The 23446-nt window shown below is 60.2% G+C and carries 18 protein-coding genes and 1 pseudogene; 6 read left to right on the top strand and 13 right to left on the bottom strand.

Features of this window, described 5'->3' with window-relative positions:
- The first annotated feature begins 8 nt into the window (after positions 1–8).
- Positions 9–599: a 5'-deoxynucleotidase gene (yfbR, locus tag ACSMDR_RS00095; protein ID WP_436466592.1), complete on the top strand. Its 591-nt coding sequence runs from the start codon at positions 9–11 to the stop codon at positions 597–599.
- A 96-nt stretch (positions 600–695) separates the two neighbouring features.
- Here yfbR and lolE read toward each other — a convergent pair whose 3' ends face one another.
- From lolE to ACSMDR_RS00080, 3 genes are read right to left on the bottom strand one after another with little or no spacing between them, the layout of a single operon-like run.
- Positions 696–1937, bottom strand: coding sequence for a lipoprotein-releasing ABC transporter permease subunit LolE (gene lolE / locus ACSMDR_RS00090; protein WP_005904117.1), 1242 nt, complete (start codon positions 1935–1937; stop codon positions 696–698).
- Positions 1937–2635 (bottom strand): lipoprotein-releasing ABC transporter ATP-binding protein LolD, encoded by a 699-nt coding sequence (gene lolD / locus ACSMDR_RS00085; RefSeq protein WP_005904115.1) that lies wholly within the window; start codon positions 2633–2635, stop codon positions 1937–1939. Before lolD ends, lolE begins: the two co-directional genes overlap by 1 nt.
- A gap of 43 nt (positions 2636–2678) precedes the next feature.
- Positions 2679–3914, bottom strand: a complete 1236-nt coding sequence (locus ACSMDR_RS00080; RefSeq protein ID WP_005904112.1) for a lipoprotein-releasing ABC transporter permease subunit — start codon at positions 3912–3914, stop codon at positions 2679–2681.
- A 76-nt stretch (positions 3915–3990) separates the two neighbouring features.
- Between ACSMDR_RS00080 and ACSMDR_RS00075 the strand changes: the two genes are divergently transcribed.
- On the top strand, positions 3991–4566 hold the full coding sequence (locus ACSMDR_RS00075) for a PilZ domain-containing protein (protein ID WP_436466591.1): 576 nt from the start codon (positions 3991–3993) through the stop codon (positions 4564–4566).
- A gap of 92 nt (positions 4567–4658) precedes the next feature.
- Positions 4659–8135 (top strand): transcription-repair coupling factor, encoded by a 3477-nt coding sequence (gene mfd, locus ACSMDR_RS00070; RefSeq protein WP_436466590.1) that lies wholly within the window; start codon positions 4659–4661, stop codon positions 8133–8135.
- A gap of 137 nt (positions 8136–8272) precedes the next feature.
- On the opposite strand, the gene nfo is transcribed toward mfd, so the two are convergent.
- Together nfo and ACSMDR_RS00060 are read right to left on the bottom strand one after the other, a co-directional pair.
- Positions 8273–9115, bottom strand: a complete 843-nt coding sequence (nfo, locus tag ACSMDR_RS00065; RefSeq protein WP_005899484.1) for a deoxyribonuclease IV — start codon at positions 9113–9115, stop codon at positions 8273–8275.
- 200 nt (positions 9116–9315) lie between these two features.
- Positions 9316–11337 (bottom strand): glycoside hydrolase family 3 protein, encoded by a 2022-nt coding sequence (locus ACSMDR_RS00060; protein WP_436466589.1) that lies wholly within the window; start codon positions 11335–11337, stop codon positions 9316–9318.
- 243 nt (positions 11338–11580) lie between these two features.
- Between ACSMDR_RS00060 and ACSMDR_RS00055 the strand changes: the two genes are divergently transcribed.
- Both ACSMDR_RS00055 and ACSMDR_RS00050 read left to right on the top strand, forming a co-directional pair.
- Positions 11581–12591: a helix-turn-helix transcriptional regulator gene (locus ACSMDR_RS00055; RefSeq protein ID WP_436466588.1), complete on the top strand. Its 1011-nt coding sequence runs from the start codon at positions 11581–11583 to the stop codon at positions 12589–12591.
- A gap of 211 nt (positions 12592–12802) precedes the next feature.
- Entirely contained in the window at positions 12803–14206 is a 1404-nt protein-coding gene (locus tag ACSMDR_RS00050; RefSeq protein WP_436466587.1) for a GGDEF domain-containing protein, read from the top strand.
- Here the strand turns inward: ACSMDR_RS00050 and ACSMDR_RS00045 are convergent.
- A complete protein-coding gene (locus ACSMDR_RS00045) occupies positions 14203–15168 on the bottom strand; it encodes a LysR family transcriptional regulator (protein WP_436466586.1) in 966 nt (321 codons plus the stop codon). The genes ACSMDR_RS00050 and ACSMDR_RS00045 overlap by 4 nt on opposite strands.
- A 122-nt stretch (positions 15169–15290) precedes the next feature.
- On the opposite strand from ACSMDR_RS00045, the gene ACSMDR_RS00040 reads away from it, so the two are divergent.
- Positions 15291–16049: an SDR family NAD(P)-dependent oxidoreductase gene (locus tag ACSMDR_RS00040; protein ID WP_436466585.1), complete on the top strand. Its 759-nt coding sequence runs from the start codon at positions 15291–15293 to the stop codon at positions 16047–16049.
- Between the two features lie 198 nt (positions 16050–16247).
- On the opposite strand, the gene ACSMDR_RS00035 is transcribed toward ACSMDR_RS00040, so the two are convergent.
- From ACSMDR_RS00035 to ACSMDR_RS00005, 7 genes and pseudogenes are all read right to left on the bottom strand, one after another.
- Positions 16248–17576 carry an MltF family protein gene (locus ACSMDR_RS00035; RefSeq protein WP_436466584.1) on the bottom strand — a complete coding sequence of 443 codons (1329 nt, stop codon included), beginning with the start codon at positions 17574–17576 and terminating at the stop codon, positions 16248–16250.
- A gap of 58 nt (positions 17577–17634) precedes the next feature.
- Positions 17635–18429 carry an immunity protein TsiV2 protein gene (locus tag ACSMDR_RS00030; protein ID WP_436466583.1) on the bottom strand — a complete coding sequence of 265 codons (795 nt, stop codon included), beginning with the start codon at positions 18427–18429 and terminating at the stop codon, positions 17635–17637.
- Complete coding sequence (locus ACSMDR_RS00025; protein ID WP_436466582.1) at positions 18429–20615, bottom strand: hypothetical protein; 2187 nt, start codon at positions 20613–20615, stop codon at positions 18429–18431. Before ACSMDR_RS00025 ends, ACSMDR_RS00030 begins: the two co-directional genes overlap by 1 nt.
- Positions 20616–20715: 100 nt before the next feature.
- Positions 20716–20877 (bottom strand): hypothetical protein, encoded by a 162-nt coding sequence (locus ACSMDR_RS00020; RefSeq protein ID WP_436466581.1) that lies wholly within the window; start codon positions 20875–20877, stop codon positions 20716–20718.
- Positions 20874–21599, bottom strand: coding sequence for a toxin VasX (locus ACSMDR_RS00015; protein WP_436466580.1), 726 nt, complete (start codon positions 21597–21599; stop codon positions 20874–20876). The genes ACSMDR_RS00020 and ACSMDR_RS00015 overlap by 4 nt, the downstream gene beginning before the upstream one ends.
- Positions 21596–22477 carry a DUF4123 domain-containing protein gene (locus ACSMDR_RS00010; RefSeq protein WP_436466579.1) on the bottom strand — a complete coding sequence of 294 codons (882 nt, stop codon included), beginning with the start codon at positions 22475–22477 and terminating at the stop codon, positions 21596–21598. Before ACSMDR_RS00010 ends, ACSMDR_RS00015 begins: the two co-directional genes overlap by 4 nt.
- A gap of 5 nt (positions 22478–22482) precedes the next feature.
- Positions 22483–23446, bottom strand: a pseudogene (locus ACSMDR_RS00005) (type VI secretion system Vgr family protein); the annotation flags it as partial.

The raw sequence follows: 23446 nt of genomic DNA, 5'->3' as shown, positions 1-23446 counted from the left end.
AGGCCTCCATGCTGCCCAGCCACTTCTTCGCCAATCTCTCCCGCATGAAACTCATCTACCGCTGGCCATTGATGCGCAACATACAGCCGGAGAACATCGCCGAGCACAGCTTGCAGGTCGCTATGGTGGCCCATGCACTGGGGCTCATCCATAATCGCCTGTTCGAGGGTCAGTTCGATGCCGATCGCGCCGCCGTCATGGCCCTCTATCACGACAGCAGCGAGGTACTCACCGGGGATCTGCCCACGCCGGTCAAGTACTTCAACCCAGAAATTGCCAGAGAATACAAAAAGATAGAACTGGCCGCCGAGCAGCGACTGCTGGCACTGCTGCCTCCCGAACTGGTGGAGGATTTTCGTCCCCTGCTCGATTCCGCCGCCCAGGACAGCGAGCTCAGCCGACTGGTCAAGGATGCAGATACCCTCTGCGCCTATACCAAATGCCTGGAGGAGATCAACGCCGGAAACCGAGAGTTTGAACCGGCCAGCAAGCGCCTGGAACAGATGCTGGCGCAGCGCATGAGCCCGGCCATGCGCTACTTTATCGATGTGTTCGTGCCAAGCTTCTCTCTCCCCCTTGATGAGCTCAGCGGACACTGACCCGCCTGCGCCGCAAATAGAAGAAGGGCCCTATGGGCCCTTTTTCATTTCTGTCATTGTTGTCGCGAGCAATGCTGTTCATAACGCATCGTTCGATCAGTGCCCCAGCTCCCGGGACGGCACCAGACCGCTCGCCCGCCAGGCCGGGTAGAGGGTCGCCAGCAGACTCATCAAGATGGCGGCACCTGTGACGATGGCCATGTCCTGCCAATGCAGTTCGGTGGGCAGAAAATCGATGAAGTAGATGTCGGGGTTGAGGAAGCGGTGGCCGATCATCCCTTCGATAGCACTCAAAATCTGGGTCAGCTTGCTCGAGAGCAGACCGCCGAGCAGGGCGCCGAGCAGGGCGCCGAGCACACCGTTCACCATGCCCTGGATGACGAAGGTGAGTCGGATCTGGCCGGGGCTGGCCCCCATGGTCTTGAGAATGGCAATCTCGCTGCGTTTCTCGTTCACCGCCATCACCAGGGTGGAGACGATGTTGAAGCAAGCCACGGCCACCACCATCAGCATCACCACATACATGACGGTGCGCACCATCTGGATATCCTGATAGAGATAACCCTGGCTGTTCATCCAACTGCGGATATAGACATGATGAGGGAAGCGCTGGGCGGCAGCCACTGTAATGGACTGGGCCTTGAGCACGTCACCCACCTTGAGGCTGAAGCCCTCCACATCCGTGCCCATGCCGGTAATGGCCTGGGCATCATTAAGGTGCATGAAGCCGAGCAGGCCGTCGAGCTGGCCGCCAAGTTCAAGCAAGCCAACCACGTGCAGCGCTTCGCGCCTCGGGTTCTTGATGCCAGCGGCATCCCCGCCTTGCGGCAGCAAGATGACCACCTGATCGCCGATGCCGACCCCCAGCTTGTCCGCGATGGTTTTGCCGAGGATCACACCGCGCTCACCGGCCTTGAGCTCGCGAAAGCCCCGCCCTGTCATGAAGTTGCCGGCATCGGAGAGATTCGCTTCGAGTTCGGGCAGCACGGCGCGCAGCTGCACCCCCTTGAGGGCGCTGCCATGTTCGAGCAGGCCGCTCAGCCGGATCACCGGGGCCGCAGCCTCGATGCCGGGCTGGGCCAGCAGATAGTCACGCAGCCTGGGCCAATCGGGCAGCGGCGTCTCCACCGCATCCAGCTCCCCGTGGGGAATGACGGCCAATACCCGGTCTTTAAGCTCCCGCTCGAAACCGTTCATGGCGGAAAGCCCCAGGATGAGCGCCATCACCCCCAGCGCAATGCCGATGAGGGAAGAGGCCGAGATAAAGGCGATGAAACCGTTGCGACGGCGGGAGCGGCTGTAGCGCAGGCCCAGAAACAGGGGCAGCGGCTTGAACATCAGGCAACCTCCGCCATGACGCCGCTCACCAGATTCACCCTGCGGTGCAACTTGGCAGCCAGGCTGAGATCATGGGTCACCACCACGAACGCCGTGCCCAGTTCGCGGTTCAGCTCGCACAAAAGCTCATAGACGGCGGTGGCGCTGGCATGATCCAGGTTGCCGGTCGGCTCGTCCGCCAAGACCAGGCTGGGCTCATTGACCAGGGCACGGGCGATGGCCACCCGCTGGCGTTCGCCACCGGAGAGCTCGGACGGCCTGTGGTTGAGACGATGGGATAGCCCGACCCGGGCCAGCATCTTGCTCGCCTTGTCACTGGCCGATGCCACGGACTCACCGGCGATGAGCAGCGGCATGGCGGCATTTTCAAGGGCGGTAAATTCGGCCAGCAAATGGTGGAACTGGTAGACGAAGCCCAGCTCCTGATTGCGGAATCTGGCCTGAGTACGGCTGTCCCAGTGATGAATATCCTGACCCTTGAACTGCACTGAGCCGCTGGAGGGATTGTCCAGCGCGCCCATCAGGTGCAGCAGCGTGGTTTTACCCGAGCCCGAGCTGCCCACCACGGCCAGCATTTCGCCGGGAGCGACACACAAGTCGATCCCCTTGAGCACCTGGGTCTCCAGCTCCCCCTCTTGATAGACATGAGTCAGTCCCTGACAACGCAGCAGAGGTTCGTGCAATAAGGGCTCATTCATAAGGGGGACTCCACTCACATCGGGGGTAGAAACAGAAGATGAATTATTCATGGCGCAGTGCCTCGGCCGGGCGTACCCGCGCCGCACGGGCCGCAGGATACAAGGTGGCACCGAAGCTGAGCAGTACGGCGCCGGCCAGTATGGTGACCACCTGCATCGGCTCGACGATGACGGGCAGACCACTGCCCCCCGCCGCCATGTAAAGGTTGAGGCCCAGCCCGCTTAGCAAAGGGTTGAGGCCCAGGCAGAGACCCAGGCCCGCCAAGGCGCCGAACAGGGCACCAATCACGCCGCTGGATGCACCCAGCACCATGAAGATCCTGACGATACCAGACTCGTTCATGCCCATCGTGCGCAAGATGGCCACCTCCCCTTCCTTGTCCGTCACCACCATGACCAGGGCAGAGAGGATGTTGAAGGTGGCGACCGCGATGATCAGCACCAGCATCAGTCCCATCATGCGTTTTTCCATGGCCACGGCCTGGAACAGTTCGCCGCGCTCCCGTCGCCAGTCTTGCCACTGATAACCGTCCGGCAGCGGCGTCTTGATCACGGCGTCGGCCGCGAAGGGATCATCGAGCCAGAGCCGCAGACCGCCCACCTGATGTTCAGGCAAGCGCAGCAGGCGCTGGGCATCCTGAATGGCGATCAGGGCGATTTGATCGTCCACATCGGCGCCCACGCCGAAGATGCCCGAGACGGTGAAGAGCCGCTGAGCGGGTACCCGGCCAAAGGGAGTGAAGCGGGTGCCTTCGGTCAGAATAAGACGCACCTCATCCCCCAGACCGACGCCGAGTCGACGCGCCACGCCCTGCCCCAGCACTATCTGGTAGTCACCGCCCTTGAGGGAGGCAAGGCGCCCCCCCAGCATCTGGGAGTGCAGAATGTCATCTTTTGGCCAGTGGGCGGGATCGATGCCTTGCACGCTCACCCCGGTCAGCTGACCGGGGCTTTGCAGCATGCCCTCGCTATCGAGCATGGGCGCTACCGCCACCACATGGGGCAATTTGGCAAGATCAGGCAGCCCCTCGGGGGCGGTATCGATGCGCCCGGCCTCGCTGGTCAGCACCACGTGGGGGATCACCCCCAGGATGCGCCCCTTGAGCTGCCCCTCGAAGCCATTCATGACGGAGATCACCACCATCAGGGCCGCGACCCCGATGGCGATGCCAAAGGTGGAAAACAAAGAGATGAAAGAGACGAAGCGATTACTGCGCCGTGACCCTGCATATCGCAGGCCAATGGCCAGCGAAAGGGGCTGAAAAAGTCCGGTCTTCAAGGATATGCACGTTGCCAACAAAATAAGATACCGGATAATAAAGGGAAACCGTCTATGACAACAAGGGATAGCCTCCATGCAGGAACAGTTCTTCAGCGTCACCCATGCCACGCCGGTCAATGTGATCCCCCTGCCGGATGATTACAGCTTGCCAAGCGAACAGGCGCTGGAGGCCGAGCTGCCCGAGCCCTTTCGCATCGCCGCCGCCATCAGCTCCATCGACATGGCGACCACCCGGCTCATTCGCAACCAGAATGACGCCATGCAGGATCTGGTCGAGATCATCAATCAGCAGTCTCGCAAGATAGACATGATCATGAGCTATGTGCTCGCCGCCCAGGATCACCCAGAGCAGCGCTTTCACACCCTGACCTTTGGGGCAGGCCAGCTCACCTACCTGCACCCGGCCCAGGGGCATGGCCAGGCTCCCCTGCGGGATCAGCTGGTGCGCCTCAAGATATTCCTGCGTGACGAGGCATCTGCCGTCTACTGCTATGCCAGGGTACGCGAGGTGACGGCGGGGGAATATGGCCAACATATCGTCCTCGACTATGCCCGCATTCGTGAGGAAGATCGTGAACTGCTGGTACGGGCCAGCCTCCATGTCCAGTCCCGTCAGCTCAAGGCGCGTGCCCAGGAGCGACTGCGCTAAGCTGCGCGCCAGTATGTGGCCCGAACGATGGCTGACATCCTTCGAGTCGACCAGACACAGAGCCCGAACGGGCCAAGGCTAAAGACAGAGTGATGAGATCCCTAACCCTACCCGTCCTGCCCGCCAAAGCGGGCCAAAAGAGCACCTTGGGCCAGCTGCATGGCAGCGCCCTGGCCCTGGTGGCCGCCGAACTCACCCGGTCAAATGATGGCCCCACCCTGCTGGTCACCGCCGATACCCCCAATGCCCTGCGCCTCGAACACGAGCTGCGCTATCTGCTGAGCCAGGTCGAACCCGGCGAGCAAGCCTGCCCTGTGCTGCTGTTCCCGGACTGGGAGACACTGCCTTACGACACCTTCTCTCCCCATCAGGACATCATCTCCCAGCGCCTCGAGACCCTCTACAAGCTGCCACAGATGCAGCGCGGCGCCCTGATAGTGCCCATCTCGACCCTGATGCTGCGCTGCGCCCCCCGGGTCTATCTCGACAAGTACAGCCTGATGGTGAAAGCGGGGCAACGCCTCAATCTGCAACAGTTGCGCGGCCGCTTGGCCGAGGCCGGCTATGTGGCGGTCGAGCAGGTGCTGGAGCATGGGGAATTTGCCGCCCGCGGCTCCCTGCTCGATCTCTTCCCCATGGGCAGCACAGCGCCCTATCGCATCGATTTCTTCGATGATGAAGTGGACTCCATCCGTCCCTTCGACCCCGAGACCCAGCGCTCCAGCGAACCGGTCAAGAGCGTCAGCCTGTTGCCCGCCCGGGAGTTCCCCACCGACGAAGGAGCCATCGAGCTGTTTCGCGGCCAATTCCGCGAGCTGTTCGAGCTGTCGCGAGCCGACGGATCCATCTATCAGGAGGTGAGCAAGGGGCGCTGGCCGGCCGGCATCGAATATTATCTGCCGCTCTTCTTCGAGCAGACCGCCAGCCTGTTTGACTACCTGCCCGCCCAGACCCAGCTCATCACGGTCGGCGACATCTACCCCGCCGCCCAGGGGTTTTGGAACGACATAGGTCAACGCTTTGAAGAGCGGCGCTGGGATACCAGCCGTCCCCTGCTCGAACCCGCCCGTCTCTATCTGCCGGTGGAGCAGCTGTTCCAGGCCCTCGGCCAATATGGCGCCGTGCGCCTGCAAGAAGAGCCGACTCCCCAGGGCGCCGGCCAGATCAATCTGCCGGTCGAGCCCCTGCCCGAGCTGCAACTCGACAACAGCAAGGAGCGCCCCCTGCTCGCCCTGGAGCAGTTCCTGCAAGACTTTGCGGGACGAACCCTCTTTGCGGTCGAAACCGAGGGGCGCCGCGAGGTATTGCGCGACTTGCTGGCCCGTATCGGTCTCAATCCGCCGGAATTTGCCAGCCTGGCCGCGTTTCTCGCAAGCCACAGCGAGCAGGGTATTCTGGTCGGGCCCCTCGAGCGTGGCTTCTTGCTGCGCGAGCCGAAGCTGGCCCCCCTTGCCTTCATCACCGAAGGCGAGCTGCTCGGCGGCAAGATCCGCAGCAAGCGCCAGCGAGACAAGAGCAAAAACCTCAGCTCCGATGCGGTGATCCGCAACCTCGGCGAGCTGACCCAGGGTCAGCCGGTGGTGCATCTGGATCACGGGGTCGGCCGCTACCTGGGCCTGGAGACCCTGGACGCCGGTGGCCTGCCCACCGAATTTCTGACCCTGGAGTACGCGGGGGGCGACAAGCTGTTCGTCCCCGTCACCAACTTGCACCTGATCAGCCGCTACACCGGCTCCGACAATCCCCCCAGCCACAAGCTCGGCGGCGAGGCCTGGGTCAAGGCCAGGCGCAAGGCGGCCGAGAAGGTGCGCGACGTGGCGGCCGAGCTGCTCGATGTCTATGCCCTGCGCGCGGCACGCAGCGGCTTTGCCTTCAAGCACGACAAGGAGAACTACCGCCAGTTCGCCGCCGGTTTCCCGTTCGAGGAGACCGACGATCAGCTCAATGCCATCAATGCGGTGCTCGGCGACATGTGCCAGGCCAAGAGCATGGACAGGCTGGTGTGCGGCGACGTGGGCTTTGGCAAGACGGAAGTGGCGATGCGCGCCGCCTTCGTGGCGGTCCATGGCGGCAAGCAGGTGGCGGTGCTGGTACCCACCACCCTGCTGGCCCAGCAGCACTATGACAACTTCCGCGACCGTTTCGCCAACTGGCCGGTTCGGGTCGAGGTGCTGAGCCGCTTTCGCTCCGCCAAGGAGCAGACCAGCGTCTTGAAGGAGCTGGCCGATGGCAAGGTGGACATCATCATCGGCACCCACAAGCTGCTGGGCTCCGATCTGACTTTCAAGGATCTGGGGCTGCTCATCGTCGATGAGGAACACAGATTCGGGGTACGTCAAAAAGAGAAGATCAAGGCACTGCGCGCCGACGTGGATATCCTGACCCTCACCGCCACGCCGATCCCGCGCACCCTCAACATGGCCATGGCCGGGATGCGGGATCTCTCCATCATCGCCACCCCCCCCGCCAAGCGGCTCGCCATCAAGACCTTCGTACGCCAGCAAGAGCCCGCGGTCACCCGCGAGGCCGTGTTGCGTGAACTCAAACGCGGCGGCCAGATCTACTACCTGCACAATGACGTGGCCAGCATCGACAAGTGTGCCAGCGATCTTGCCGAGCTCATTCCCGAGGCGCGTATTGGCATCGCCCATGGCCAGATGCCGGAGCGCGATCTTGAACGCATCATGTCGGACTTTTATCACCAGCGCTTCAATCTGCTGGTGTGCACCACCATCATAGAGACCGGCATAGACGTGCCGAGCGCCAACACCATCATCATGGACAGGGCCGACCACCTGGGCCTGGCCCAACTGCACCAGCTGCGTGGCCGGGTCGGGCGCTCCCACCATCAGGCTTATGCCTATCTGCTCACCCCCAATCCCAAGCTGATGACCAAAGATGCCGCCAAACGGCTCGATGCCATTGCATCGCTGGAAGATCTCGGCGCCGGGTTTGCACTCGCGACCCACGATCTGGAAATTCGCGGCGCGGGTGAGCTGCTCGGCGACGATCAGAGCGGCCAGATAGAGTCGGTCGGCTTCACCCTCTATATGGAGATGCTGGAGCAGGCGGTCGAGGCACTCAAGAGTGGCAAGGAGCCCTCCCTCGAGCAGCTGATGAGCGACCATACCGAGATAGAGCTGCGCCTGCCCGCGCTCTTGCCCGAAGGCTATATCCCGGATGTCAACATGCGACTCTCCATGTACAAACGCATCGCCAGCGCCAGTGATGAGGCTGAGCTGCGCGAGCTGAAAGTGGAGCTCATCGACCGATTCGGTCTGCTGCCCGACGCCGCCAAGACGCTGTTCGACATTGCCAGCTTCCGCCAGCAGGCGGCTGCCCTTGGCATCAAGCGCCTGGAGATGAGCGAGCGGGGCGGTTACCTGGATTTCACCCAGGAGACCCGGGTCAACCCCGGCTACCTGGTCAAGTTGCTCTCCGAGCAGCCTCGGGTGTTCAAGATGGACGGGCCAACCCGATTGCGCTTCCAGGTACCGACCCAGGACAGGGTCACGCGCTTGCAGCGGGTGGAAGGCTTGCTAAAAGATCTTGCCGCTCACTCAGGTTGAGGGGCCCCTTCGGCGTAGGCGCGCTTGCCATCGTCAGGATTGAGCAATAAATAAAAGAGGCCCCGAACCGGGGCCTCTTTTCGAGTGCGTCGCCGACGCCATGCAAGCACAGGCAGCGGCAGCGGCAAGCCTGGACGTCAGCTGGCCAGACTGCGCAACCAGCGGATCTCGTCGGCCCAGATGGACTCGTCGATGGTCTCCAGGATCAAAGGAATACCGTCGAAGTTGGTGTCATTCATGATGTGATGGAACACCGCCTCCCCCAGATTGCCCTGCTGCAAGCTGTGGTGCCTGTCAACCCGGCTGCCAAAGCTGCTCTTGGCGCCGTTGATGTGCATTCCCTTGAGATATTGGAAACCCACCTGACGGTCAAAATCTCCAAATACCTGGGCACAGCCCTCGGAGGTACGCAGATCATAACCGGCGGCAAAGGCGTGGCAGGTGTCAAAACAGATGCCGACCCGGCTCTTGTCCTCCACCCCGTCGATGATGGTGGCCAGATGCTCGAAGGACCAACCGAGATTGGTGCCCTGCCCCGCCGTATTCTCGATCACCGCCGTCACCCCCTGGCTACGCTCCAGCGCCCAGTTGATGGACTCGCTCACCAGTTTCAAGCTCACCGCTTCGGATATCTGCTTGAGATGACTGCCCGGGTGAAAGTTGAGATAGCACAGACCCAGCTGTTCACAGCGTCTGATCTCGTCGAGAAAGGCATCCCGGGATTTGGCCAGCGCATCGGGATCCGGGTGGCCCAGATTGATGAGGTAGCTGTCATGGGGCAGGATCTGGCCAGGGCCAAACCCCTCCCGTTCGCAGGCACTCTTGAAGGCATCGATGGACTTGGCAGTCAGGGGGGCAGCCTGCCATTGGCGCTGATTCTTGGTGAACAGGGCGAAGGCGTTGGCCCCGATGGCCTTGGCGCGGGCTATGGTGTTCTCCACGCCGCCAGCGGCACTGACATGGGCTCCGATATACTTCATTGAATCTCCTCTGAGCTGTGGATTGTCATCATGCAACACCATTGTGCCCGGTCAAACCAGGGCGTAGATGGTCTATGTCATGGCATCTCCTCTATCGGGGGACATTATGCCCAAGAGGCCCACCCGCGCCAAACCGGGTTTGTCGATAGCGGCCATAGAAAAGGCGCCCGCAGGCGCCTTGACTGTGATGGTCTCCGGGCTCAATAGGCGAGACCCGCGCCATAGGGATAGAGCGGATTGACCGAGTCGCTCGCCACATCCGGGTGCTGATTGAGCACCGCTTGCCAGTTGGAAGGCAGCTCGAACGGCAACTTGCCCCGCGCCTTGACCTGGCCGCTGATGACATCAAACAGGGCCTGATCCAGGGCGCCAAAGTTGGCCAGCAACACCTGGGCGGCCGGGGCCACCTCGGTCAGGATCGCGGGTCTGTCCAGATAGACGGAGAGCACCAGAGGCACGCCGGCTTGCTGTATGGTCTGGATGGCGGCCAGATCCTCGCTGCCATGATAGACCCCCTCATGGGCCGTCTCCTGCTCCGCCTGACCGGCACTGGCAAAGCCCAGCTGACCAAAGTGGATGCTGCCGAAGGGGAAGCGAGGGTCCTGCTCATTCGGGGTATTGACCCGAGCGATGGCAAGATCGGCCTGGGCCAGGTCGGTCACGACGGTGAAGCCGTTGGCTGTCGCCACCGCCTCATTGACTTGATAGAGATAGACCCGTTTGCCCGCCGCCTGGAGTGGCAGCATCTTGCCATCATTTTTCAGCAACACGTGAGCCTCAGCCTGGGCAGCCTGAGCGGCCGCCTGAAACTCCCGCTTGCCAACCAGCGCCACCGCGGCCTGGGCATCGACATAGGGGTTTTCAAACAATCCCAGTTCAAACTTCTGTACCAGAATACGCAGGGCAGAGGTCGAGACCGCCGCCTCGGTCACCAGACCAGCCTGGACTGCAGCCAGCAAGGGCGCAGGATCTTCGACACCGCCAAACTGATCCACCCCCGCGTCAATCGCCTTGGCGTAACGCTCGGCCTTGGTCAGACTCTCGACCCCCCATGACATGCCAAAGGGCACAGACCAGGGGCTCACTCCTGCGGTGACTTGCTCCTGGGTCAGACCATCTTCACAGGCAGTGTTGCAGTCGTTGACTATGCCCCAGTCGCTGAGCACCACGCCGTCAAATCCGAAGTGGCCGCGTAGCAGGTCGGTGAGGATCTGGCGGTTAAAGCCAAAGCCCACCTCCTCAATGGGCTGCCCTGCATAGGTCAACCCCTCCGGCTTGGCATAATAGGGCATGACGGCGCCGACCTTGGCCTCGAAGGCGCCTTCAAACGGCACCAGATGATAGGCAAACTGATCCCCCGGATAGATCTGCTCCTTGCCCCAGGGGTTGTGGGCATCCAGCCCGTTCTTCTGGGGGCCTGCGCCGGCGAAGTGCTTGACGACGGTCACCACGCTATCTTTGCCTATCCCCTCGCTACCGTGCTGGAAACCCTCGATGTAGGCGCGCACCAGTGATTTGGCGAGCAGGTTGTTTTCTCCAAAGGTACCGTTGATGCGGCCCCAGCGTGGCTCGGTCGCCAAATCGGCCTGTGGGGAGAGCGCTTCATGAATGCCGACCGCTCTGTACTCCTGACGGGCGATGTCGCCAAAGCGCTGCACCAGTTCCGCATCCCCGATGGCGGCGAGCCCCAGGGTCTCCGGCCACTGGGAGAAGGCGCCGGCACCGACGCTGGTCGCGTTGGGGTCGTGGGTGAAGTGGTTGCGGGGATCCGTACTGATGGTCAGGGGTATGCCCAGCCCCACCCCTTCCAGCACCGCCTGCAGCTTGTTGTTGTCCTCGGCGATGGCCGCCGGATCCCCGGCCATCCGGGTAATGTAGGTGTTGACCCCATCGACGCGCAGCATCTTGTCCATGGCGGTCAGGTTGACCCGCCCCTCGCCATCGAGCACCAGGGTGCCGTGCATCATGAGGCCCGCCTTCTGAGCAAGACTCAATCGCCCCAGCAGATCCCGAGCTCGCTCGGCAGCACCGAGACGCCAATCCTCGTAGGGGGTCAAGGTGCCGCTGCCATCCAGATCCTTGAATTGCAGGCCATCTTGTTCAATCAGATTCACTGTGCGGTGGCCCAGTTCGGGCTGGCTGGGCTTGGGGGAGGAGTCGTTGTCGTTGCACCCGGCCAGCAGCAGGGCACTGACTGTCAGCGCGAGACTAGGGTATTTCATTATTGTGACCTTCCTTGTGTGTATGAGTCTGGCCACTCTATGCAAAGCCGGCCGCCCACACTTGCCCGCCGGGAGCAGGAAATTGTCGGTTGGGAGCAGGTTGCAAAAGTGTGAAAAGCCTTGCAGGGTTACCTTTGGTTACACAAGCAGGAGAAGAAATTGCGCCGGGATCACGGCAATGGATCCCAATCCGGGGATGATGGCGAGCCAGGATGTACATGGCCGCCAATCAGGAGATCTGCCGTGAAGAGTGTTTCCAACCGGATTGCCCTGCACTGCCTCGCACGCTGGCAGGCCCAGGGCCGGGATCCCGCCTCGCTCCTCCTTGCCGCAGGCATAGCCCGGGAGGAGCTGCATATTCCCCAGGGACGCATCGATGCCCAGCGCCACTTCCGGCTGCTGGCCCATTGTGCCCCCCATGCCGATCTCTCCAATCACTGGTCACCCCCCTCATTGACGGGGCTGTTCTCCGACTACCTGCCACTGGCCAGCCTCTGCTGCAACGCCGCCACCTTGCGTCAGGCGCTGCACTTTTTCCTGCACTATCGCCCTTTAATAGGTGAGTGCGACCGGATCGTGCTGCAGGAGCAAGATGATGTGGTACGGCTTAGCTACTATTCGGATTCCGATCACCCGGACGTGATCGCCATGAGCAGCCTGGTCAACCTCTGCTACCTCTATGCCCTGGTGCAGTTCTATCAGCCGGGCCAGGGACAGCTGGTGCTGCCCACGCCGGTACGCCCCAAGCTGTGGCGGGAACTGGCAGCCTGGCTGGAAGGACGCGTGCGCCTGGGGGACGGCTATCAGCTTATCTTCCCCGCCGTCCTGCTCGATCAACCCTATGGCAGCCACAATGTCGCCCTGCAACCCCTGTTGCTGGGGGAGCTGGCACAGCAGATGGCGCAGCTGCGGCCGTCCTCCCGTTATCGCGAGCAGGTATTGACCCTGATCCGGCGACAGCTCTGGTTGGGAGATGCAGATCCCCGGGCCATGCTGGCCGGGATCTGCGAGAACCTGAACTTGACCCGCTGGACCCTGAACCGCCATCTGCGCGAGGAGCAGTGCCACTTCTCGGCATTGCTGGAACAGGTGCGGCGAGAGGAAGCCTGCCGCTTGCTGCTCGACTCCTCTTTGCAGTTGCAAGAGGTGGGGGGGCGGCTCGGCTTTGCCAGTCAAAGCAGTTTTACCCGCTTCTTCAAGGAGGCCTTTGAGCAATCACCCAGCCAGTATCGCGCTCGCCGCTACCGGGGCTGAGAGTGGCCTGCCATCGCCGCTCGGCCCCGCGCAAGCCTGTTTATCGCCAGCGGTCAGTGGCATCAAGCAAGACGCCATCTGGGTAGCAGCACCCACTTGCGGGGCCGCAATCTGGCTCATGGGAGCAGAACCGGCTGAATTTATTAAATTTAGTTACCGCATAACATTGGCTATAGTAGCGCCACTGGCATCATAAGAACCGATCAACGGATTGAACAGACTCTTACCTCCCCTCTCCCGCGCCTCACGAACTCGGTTCGCCTTGGTACTGGCCTGTCTCTGCTATTGCCTCACGGGCTGGCTCGGGCAGACGCTGTTTAGCCTGCAACCCGCCAACATCACCCTGATCTGGCTCCCCTCCGGGATTGCCCTGATCATGCTGCTGAACTGGGGGGGGAAGGCGCTGCCCTGGATATGTTTGGGCAGCTTCATGTTGAACGTAAAAGGCATGATGATGGAGGGCGCCTTGCTCTCCTCCCTGCTCCATACCGCTATCGCCGCCCTGATCGATACCCTGGCTCCAGCACTTGCCTTGCACCTGTTACAACGTTTTCTTCCTCTGGGAACGCGCAACGCCAGCGATCTCATCAAGTTCGTGCTGCTGGCCGGGGTGGTGCCCATCTTGCTCTCCAGTGTGCTGCTTGCATGGAATCTCGTGCTGGGTCACTACATTCCCGCGTCTGCCCTGCCCGGCATGGTCAAGATGTTCTTCCTTGCCGATATCCTCGGCATCGTGCTGATGTACCAGATCTATATCGGCTGGCTGGAGCCCTATTCCCTGCGCGTTGTGCAACTGCGCCACATCATTCTGCCTCTGGCGGGGCTGTCGCTGTTTGCCATGCTGGGACTGGGCTTGCAGTGCGGCTGGCTGCTCTATCTGATGCCTCCTTTACTGATCGTGCTGGCCTTCGAGGTCAGCCGTTTTTATCTGGGGATATTGAGCAGCCTCGCCATGCTGTTCATCATCCTGGCCACGGCGCACGGGCTCGGTCCGTTTATTCATCTGACCCAGGAGGAGACCAATACCGAGATGATGGCCTTCGTGCTCTCCTCGGCGCTCACCATCTTCGGCGTCTCGCTGCAACGTGCCCAGTTGCACCGCACCGAGCAAGACAAGCAGACTGCCGAGAAAGAAGCCAGCTACGATCCCCTGTCGGGACTGCTCAACCGCCGCGCCTTCATGCCGAAACTGGCCCAGCTTGACCACCAGGGCAGCCGCTACTGCGTGGCCATGCTCGACATAGACAACTTCAAGTCGATCAACGATAAACACAGCCACAGGGTGGGCGATAGGGTGATCCAGATCCTGGCCCAGATCATTCACAATCGCTGTCGCAGCCAGGACATCACGGCTCGGATCGGCGGAGAAGAGTTTGCCCTGGTGCTGATCGACATCTCGCCGAGCGAGATACACCCCTTGCTGGAAGAGATCCGCAGCACCCTGGCCAACATGTCCATCGTCGCCGAGCAGCAGACCCTCTACTGCACCCTCAGCATTGGCTGGGCCGACAGCGCATCGGGCCACGACGGTGAAACCCTGCTGCATCATGCCGATCTTGCTCTCTATCAGGCCAAGGCGGCGGGCAAGAACCGCATCGTGAAATTCGCCGACTAGTTGCGCCGCGGCGCCTGTTTGGCTCCTTGCCCCTGCGATGCCTCATCACTATCCCCTTCTCCTGGTGCCAGGGCATCCCCCAGCACCTCAAAGAGCCACTGGATGAAAGCCTGCACCCTGGGCGCCAGTTGGCGGCGATGACCATAGAGCACATGAATGGGCAACGGCGGCGCTTGCCACTCGGGCAAGATGGCGATCAGATCGCCCCTGGCCAGCAGCTCATCGAGCCCCTGCTCTGGCAACTGTATGATGCCAAGCCCAGCCAGGGCTGCGGCCAGGTAGCTCTCGCTATCATTGACTGTCAGTGCCCCCGCCATGGGGTGATGCACGATCCGGCCATCCGCCCCCATCACCTCGAATCCCCTCTGTTCACCCCCCAGATCGCTGCCGTAGTGGATCAAGTGATGCTGAGTCAGTTCCGCCAGGGTCTTCGGCAGCCCGTGCCGAGCGAGATAGGCGGGACTGGCGCAGTTGATCTGCCGATATTGACCCAGCCTGCGCGCCACCAGGCTGGAGGATCCTAGCGTCCCGACCCGTACCACGCAATCGAACCCTTCCCGCACCAGATCGACCCGCCTGTCCGTGGTGCTCAACATCAGGGTCAAGTCCGGGTGCTGAGCCAGAAACGCCGATAAGCGAGGGATCACCTGTAGCCGAGCCAAGCGACTCGGCATGTCGACCCGCAATCGCCCGCTCAGGCGCTGCGCGGGCTGAAACAGGCTCCGCAACTCGTCCACATCCGCCAACAGATCCAGGCAACGCTCGTAACAGAGCCGCCCATCTGCGATGAGTTGCACCCTGCGCGTGGTGCGTTGCAGCAATCGGGTGCCCAGTTGCTCCTCGAGACGACGAATGGTGAGCGAGAGGGTCGCCTTGGGCACCGCCAGCTGTTCGGCGGCGCGGGTAAAGCTTTCCAGCTCGGCTACCCTCACAAACATACCCATGGCATCCAGTTGATCCATATCGGCTATTGTTTATGTAAATGGAACATTGCATTCAGTATGACCATCTTTATCCAGTTTCAAAGATTAAATACAGTCGTGACACCGCATCTCCCTACCGCCAACCAACCCAGGAGTTCATCATGTACCAACCCATTGCCCTCATCACGGGCGCTAGCCGAGGCCTTGGCCGCAACACGGCCCTGACCCTGGCAGCCCGGGGGATCTCTCTCATCATCACCTATCGCAGCCAGGCCGAAGAGGCCGATCTGGTGGTTGAAGCCGCTCGCACCCTGGGGGTCCAGGCCCATGCGCTGGCGCTGGATGTGGCCGACAGCGCCAGCTTCCCGGCTTTTGCCGAGCAGGTGCAGCAGCTGCTGCAAAGCCAGTGGCAACGGACCCAGTTCGATTTTCTGGTCAACAATGCGGGCATAGGTATCAACGCTCCCTTCGAGCAGACCACTGAGCAGCAATTCGATACCCTGATGAACATCCACCTCAAGGGCACGTTTTTCCTGACCCAGCAACTATTGCCCCTGCTGCGCGATGGAGGGCGCATCGTCAACCTCTCCTCCGGTCTGACTCGGTTCGCCCTGCCGGGTTATGCCGCCTATGCGGCCATGAAAGGAGGCATTGAGGTATTGAGCCACTATCTGGCCAAGGAGCTGGGGCCGAGGGGCATCGCCGTCAACGTGGTGGCCCCCGGCGCCATAGAGACTGACTTTGGTGGGGGTGTCGTGCGCGATAATCGGGATGTGAACGATTTTATTGCCAGCCAGACGGCGCTCGGCCGGGTGGGTCGTCCTGACGATATCGGTGGTGTCATCGCCGCCCTGCTCGCGGACGATTGCCGCTGGATCAATGCCCAGCGCATCGAAGCCTCCGGGGGTATGTTCATCTAGTCGCACAGACTTGAACGAGATAGCAGGCCTCGAAGAAACACCGAGCCTGCCTGCATGGAACACGGGCCAACCGCCGCTCCGATCAGCCCTTGTGCTCACCGGGGCGCAGCGAGCGCCGTTCAGCGGCTCTTGCTGCCTGGCATCACATAAAGGCGCCCTGGCCAATGGCCAGGGCGTCTTTGCGCCTGCCTGAACACCTCACTTCGCGGCAGGCTCTGCCTCAGGCTGCCTAGTCGGCGGCGTGGCTGGCTCAGGCGTGACCGGTGCGCTGGCCCCGCTCACCTCCCCCGCATGCTCTGCCAACGCAGCGGCAGCCTGGTTCTTCTGTTCTATCTGCGCCATCACCAACTTGTAGGCAATGTAGTACTTATAGATGTTGCTCACATAGGTCACCGTCTCGGGACCTATCTTCTCCGCCGCCACATACTCGACATTCTGGAACCAGATATCGGGATCCAGTCCCCGCTTCTTGGCCTCTGCCCGCAGGCGCGCTACCCGGGCCGGGCCCGCGTTATAGGAGGCAAAGGAGAAGAGTGCCTTGTCCAAGTCCGTCATGGGCTCGTCCGCATAGTAGTGATCTATCATCCAGCGCATATATTTGACCCCGGCGTGGATGTTGGGCTCAATGTTTCGAATATTGCCCACCTTCATCTGCTTGCCGGTGGCAGGCATCAGCTGCATCACACCAATGGCGCCCACATGGCTGCGCGCCTTCTGGTTGAGCCCCGACTCTTGATAACCTTGAGCCGCAATGAGCAGCCAGTCCACCTCATAACGCCCCCCGTATTGGCGAAACAGGTCAACCAGCTGCAAGAACTTCTTGCGGTCCGCCTCTGCGGCGGCGCTCTTGACGTAGCGGTTCTGCTTGAGATAGAGCGCCAATCGCTGGGATCCGCTCTGCTTGCCACGCAGGGCGGCGATCTGTTTATTGAGCATCGCCAACAACTGGGTGCTCTCCTTGCGTACCGCCCAGGCGATGACACCCCCTTCACGAAATACCGGCTGCTCATGAACGTTGATATCGGGAAAAATCTGCTTCCAGAAGCGCGCCTTGTGCTCATCCACGATGATGAACGGCAGCAGACCGGCATTGACCATTTCGATCAAGTCTTCATCTTCCAGGGTCTCAGGTACGGCACGAATGTCAATCAACGGCTGCCCGGCGGCCTTGCGCGCCTGGTTATCACTGAGCAGGCTCTCGAAATAACTCGATGAGGGGCGCACATAGATGGCCTGTCCACCGAGATCCCCCGCCCCTTCCACCTTGGGGGAAGCCGGGCCAGAGACCAGCAGTTCACGCACATCCTCAAGCAAGGGGTCGGTGAAATTAACCCCCTGCTTGCGCTGATCCGTGATGGTGAGATTGGCGGCGGCGATATCACCCTTGCCGGCGATCAAGCTCTGGGCCGGGGTGCGTACCACCGTCAAGCTGGCGCCCGGTTTATTGACCAGCAACTCGAAGCGGGCCAGTTCATCCTCGGCAGACTGGTTGCCCAGAGTTGATTGAAATGACCACTTCTCTGACACCAATTATTTGAATTTCCCTATAGCTGTCACACCTGAAAAAAAGTATTACTCGAAGAAGTCACTTGTTAATTTCATCCAGCTTTCTTGGAACGCCAACATCCAATACACCAACGGGGGCTCTGCGAAGAGATAATTCATTTTTAAACTCTCTATATTCATTGCACCCAAGTTCGTCCATCAAGCATGACAGAATTTTATATACATCCCCTTCGTGACAATACATATAAGAAAACTCAAACCAGCTAAATGGGATAGCGTCAAACCGAATAAGGCCTCTATTTTTTACTACCTTTACAACGTATGCTTTATCTTTATTAAATACAGTGTATTCAGTCGTAGGTTTTTTTTCAAAACCAGTAAAGAACACGGCCAAGAGAGCCATGCCGCCTGCACCAACCAATGCTAACGGCCCCAATACGGCCACTGCCATAACGCAAGCTACTACCCCAAGCCAAGCCAAGCCACGCACTATGGTGTAGGCAACTTCGGGAATAGCCTCATGATAAGTGACGATTAAACCCTCTGTCGTTAGCCGATAATAGTAATGCTTATCCGCCATCACCAAATAACGTAAATAGGGGAACATAACTGCCCCGACTATAATAAAAACCCAACCATTAGATGATTCATTCCATAACATCCAAGCACCAATAAGTACAGGTATTCCGATCAATAGCAATATAAAAATAGGAACAAAAGACTCCCTAATCCTTATTTCCCACTCATGAATCGTCGATGCCTCGCGTACTCTTTTCTGATTAGTAGCGCTAATTCTATGCTGCTCTTCCTGCGGTAGCAGATGAAAAGGGGTCTCCTGCTCGCTTGCCTCAGATACTTCATTCACCTTGTTCATTATTTACTTCCTTGATTGCCAACTACCAGAGCAGGCATATTTTTCAGTTCCACGCTGCTGGTATCCAATATAATGTGGCCGTTGCTATTACCACTGCCCTTGAAGACAAATTGCCGCTGTACCATGCCGCCTAGATAGCCCAACTCCAGCTTGATGGCGGTATTGGTATCGACCCCCAGCGGCAGGGTATAAACCACGCCATCCCAACGTCCGCGCTGTGTCTCCAGCGTCTTGGGCTGCATGGCTGCCTTATAGCGGGCCAGATCCTCTTTGGATCGCACCGGCACCATCTGGCCAGCCCGTGCCAGGGGTTGACCAATGACGCTTAGCCCTATTGTCTGCCCTCGCAAGTGAGCCGGTAGCGAGAGTTGCAACTGCCACTGAGCGCGGCCGCTGTCCATCCAGCCTTGAGCGGCGGAGCGCACCACCGTCAGGCTGGCGCCAGGCTTATTGACCAGCAATTCAAAGCGAGCCAGTTCGTCTTCTGCGGACCAGTTAGCGGGTTGCTTGCCCCAGGTGGATTGCAGCAACCACTTTTCCAGATCCGAGCGTTTGAATATATTCAGCAGCACTGTTAGAGCCAGATAGGCGATGCCCAGCACAAAGAGTCCAACTATCATCCAGGGCGCAAAAATCGCAGCGATTGATGAGAAACCCAGTCCATTACCCAATAGATAGAAGAGTTGTGTGCCAAAGATAATTCCCTGCCCCAGCAATACCCCTGCTTTCATCTGTAAGAGCGTCTTTTCCATACCGCTTATCAAAGGATCCTTGCTGGCCTGGAAGGTGTCCCACATCTCTGCCCCTGCAGCCACCATTCCCAACCCAGAAAAAGCTAACATCCGTATAGAGAAGGACTTAATCAAAGCTCCACTCTCACTTCCCAGCACGTCACTAATTGGCAATGATGTCAGTGTTTTGCCGTTAATTACGAGAGGCTTTAACTTCTCCCACACAGCCCCCTGATAGAGCGCAGCAATGGCGTTCCCTGTCCAGGCAAGGGTTGCGCCCAGCTGTAGTGAGGCTCGCTCCCATCCCAAGGTTTTGGCATTTTGCGCCGTCCCGGCAATGACCACACTCAGGTTCCAGAGGTTGAGCAAGGCCACCAAGCCGCCGAAGCTGCCCATATTGGGCACCCGCTCATTCATGGCCGAGATCCCCTTGCTCACCCCAGCTCGCGCACTGGCCAGATAGTCGCCGATATATTGCCGTGCCTGCTGCTGGTAGAGCTCGCCCTTGAGTCTGACCAGTTGCGGCATCTCGGCTGCTATCAGGGTATCAAGCTCTTGTTGCAAGGCCCTTAACTGGCCATTGATGGCTTGCACTGTGGTGTTGCGCCCGGGCGGGGGCGAGGAGATGACGGCGATCTGCTTGACGATAGGCTGCATCTTGCTCTGGAAACCGCCCCAGCGCAGCTTGAAACCGCTGTCGACCTGGAGCGGCTTGTCACCAAGCAGGGATTCGAGCAGTACCAGCCTTAAGTTGCCTGCCAGACTGTTCTTCCAGGCATGGGGCAAGATGGCCGCCATGAGCTGGGCGTGAGCCCCCTTGGCAAGGGATTGACCCGCCCCTTTTATGGCATCGATCACGGCTTCGACCGCCTGGAACCAGGGCTTCTGCTTGAGCCTCTCCTCCCCTAATAGCGTTTCTAGGTCGGCCGTTCTACCAAAGAGAGCCGTCATGTCACCCGAGGAGGTACTGAGCCAGGTATTGTCCACCGTCTGCTCGCTCAACCCCTTGTGCAGATCACTATCAAAACCATAGGGAGCCAGCGCCAGCAGGTTGTCCCGACGTTTCTCATCGAGCAGTTTTTCCAGCGCTTTTTTGTGGTCCTGACTGGTGCAGCTGAGGGTGGTCGCCTGCGCCGCTTCGGCTATCAGGGTCAACAGATAGGCCTGTCCCCTGGTCGTTCTGTTATCCAGACCAAAGGGCAGTGGATCGGCCTTGAGGCGGGTCAAGCCATTGCGCAGATCTTCGTGGGCACGCGTCAGGGCCAGATCCAGCTCATTGAGTGGCACCTGATACTGCTTGATAAAGGCATTGAGCCCGCTCCAATTGACCTCATCCTGGAAGGCGGCGCGCTCCTTCCATTGGGCGACCTGTTTTTGGGATGGGTTGAAACCATATTGTTCCCGCAGGATCTTCAGCTTGGCATCGGCCCGTTTCTCCATAGGGGAACTGAACATCGCTATTCCTGGCTCTGCCGTCATATTCTCCATATCGGCAAGGAAGCGATCCCCAAGATAATCATCCAGCGCCTCTTCAAAAGCCTGGGTCCTGGCCACATTACCCCTGACGGAGGCGGGCAACTCCTTCTCGTTCGAGCCGCACCTTGGCAAGATTGCGCGTGACCTCCGCCATCATCAGCTTGTGACTGTTGGCCTTGATGGTGGGGTCATCTTTCCCCAGCAGTACTTCGCGCTTGGCGAGCAGCTGATTGACCTTCATGGAAAGGTCGGCAAGGTCGGCCAGCGGGTCCTCCAGGGCGACCACCATGGCGTTCTTGGGATCCGGCATGCCGGCCTTGTAGGCAGCCGGTGAACTCGCTGGCTTGTGTGAGCCAGCAACTTGATCCCCTGCTTGTCCTCTTCTGCAGGCTTGGCAAGGGGGGTAGAAGAGAGCACAAATCCCTGATTCGACATCCCCAGATCCGCGACCTTGTCGAGCACATCGGGCAGACCGCAATGAGGGGCCTTCATGGTGCTGGCAAAACTGGCCAGTTTCACCTGCCGCATCCAGGTGGTGCGCAAACCGCCGCTCTTTTCCATCTCATGCTTGATGCGCCCGTCCAGCGCTGGGGAGAATAAGCGAGGGAGAGTGTGACTCGCCGGGTAGAGCAGATGACCTTTGCTTCCCCTGCTCTGGCTGATGAAGGTCGCCCCTTTTATTTCGTACTCATCAAATGTCTTGGCCTTTTCGTCATAAACATAGAGCCAGCCATCACGCAGTTGGCGCAAGGCATAACCACTCTCTTTCAACTTGAGAGGCACCACAAAGCCTGCTTCGGCGGGGACTGGGTGCGGCTGACGCTGGGGGGAGACGAACCCCTCATCCAGTGCATAACGCACCGGTACTATGGCTATCTCTTTGTTCTTGAACGGACAGGCCCCGGCGGGGTGCTTGCCGTCACTCGGATTTGCACACTGGGCTGCCTGATAGGGGGTGCTCATGCCACTCTCTCCTTCTTGTTCTGCACGCGAGCCTGGGCCAGTTCGGCGGCCCGTTCGATACGTTGGGACGGGGTCTGGCTCGATGGGTTCAGCGCCAGTTCGCGTATGTCGTCCACTTCGTCTTCTTCACCTGGCACCTGTTGCGCCGGGGTCAACACGGTGTCTCCCAGATAGCCCAGCAGGTTGAACATCAGCAGCAGATCCCGCTCGCTCTGAAACCCCCTGCCATAGCCCCACTCGGCCCACTCGGCGATCCACCGAGGGGCATCTGTCTGCTCGGCCAGCCGCACGGGAAACCATTTCTCCATATGGCGCCCTATCGCCCCCAGCGTGTTCTGCCAGGTGACCTCCCCCAGCCGCGTCCACTGCTCATCGGTCAGCCGCAACCGTTCACCCTGTCTTGGGGCAAGCACAGGGGGGGCCTGCCGGTGCTGCCAGCCCTCTGGCGTCGGGATCCAGACCTGCCCTATCCCCTGCCACAGCCAGGGGTCCTCATCCATCAGCAGCCGTCCCATGGTCTCGGGTTTGGCCATCTTGAGCAGAATGCGGCTGCCATAGGGGCTCTCGACCTCGATTAGCGTGCGCAGGCTCTCGGCCAACGCCAGCAATTCGAGGGGGGAAGATAACAGGTAACCCCATGATGATTCACGCTTTTCCATAAACCAGTCCAGCAGTGTCCGGCTGGCGCTGACCAGACAGGGGCTCACCTCCCGCAGGCTGTCCCAGGGCTGATGCAGGTAGATGGGCTGATAGTCGGGTGAGTCGGAAATTTCAAACAAGGTCCGTTCAATACGCGGGATCTGGCCGCCATCAAGCAACAAATAGAGTTGCTCTCCGCTGTTCAGCTCGATGTCGGGACGCTCTGCGATGAAAGCCATGACCATCAGCCACCTCCCTCCTGTCTGGCCAGTTGTTCACAAATTTCGCACACAGGTTCGGCAGACTTGAGCGTCGCAATCTGACGTTCGGGGTCCATGGGAGGCGGTGGTGCCACCACCTCAACCGCCTCCGGTTGGATTGGCATTTGGCCACCCCAGCCAGAGCCTGAGCCCGGGACTACCGCCAGAGTTCATCTTGATGGTGGGGCCGACCGAGGGTGACGCCACCGGCATCCACCTTCACAAAGCTACCGCCGACCTTGAGGGTCAGCTCGGCACCGGCCTCCATCACAATCTTGTTGCCGACCTTGTGGTGAACCTCGCTGGCCGCCTCAACCAGCAGGGACTGGGCCAGCTTCTGATGCAGGGAGGCATCGACCGGTGAGCGAATAGTCGGCCTTGATGTGGTCGCGTTTCTCGCCACCGTCAGACCGTCAGGTGGTCATTGCCCTTGATGCGGGTCACCCGCTCATTGTCGATATCACGATGCTCGTCATGCTTGATGTGCCAGGCGCGTCGTTTTCAATCAGCACGTTCAGGTCTTTCTGACCGTGGATGTAAATCTCTTCCTGCCCCGCCTGGTCTTCAAAGCGCAGCTCGTTGAAGCCCTCCCCCTGGTGGGTTTCGGTGCGCAGCACGGTGCGGGTTTTGTTGGCGGGCAGCTCATACGGCGGCCGGTTGGTGGCGTGGAAGGTGCGACCGGTGACGATGGGCTGGTCGGGTCCCCTTCGAGGAAACTCACTATGACCTCGTGGCCGATACGCGGGATGGCCATCATGCCGTACTGGCCGCCAGCCCAGCCTTGCGAGACTCGCACCCAGCAGGAGCTCTGTCATTGCTAGAGCCGTAGCGGTCCCAGGGGAATTGCAGCTTCACCCGCCCGTGCTCGTCCAACAATCTCCTCCTCTTCAGGGCCGACCACGATGGCGATTTGCGGGCCGTCTACCATCGGTTTGGGATCCGCATCCA

Origin of the sequence: Aeromonas molluscorum (assembly GCF_051376105.1) — a bacterium.
In the GTDB taxonomy this organism is placed as follows: Bacteria; Pseudomonadota; Gammaproteobacteria; order Enterobacterales; family Aeromonadaceae; genus Aeromonas; species Aeromonas molluscorum.
This window is presented reverse-complemented; position numbering and strand designations above follow the sequence as displayed.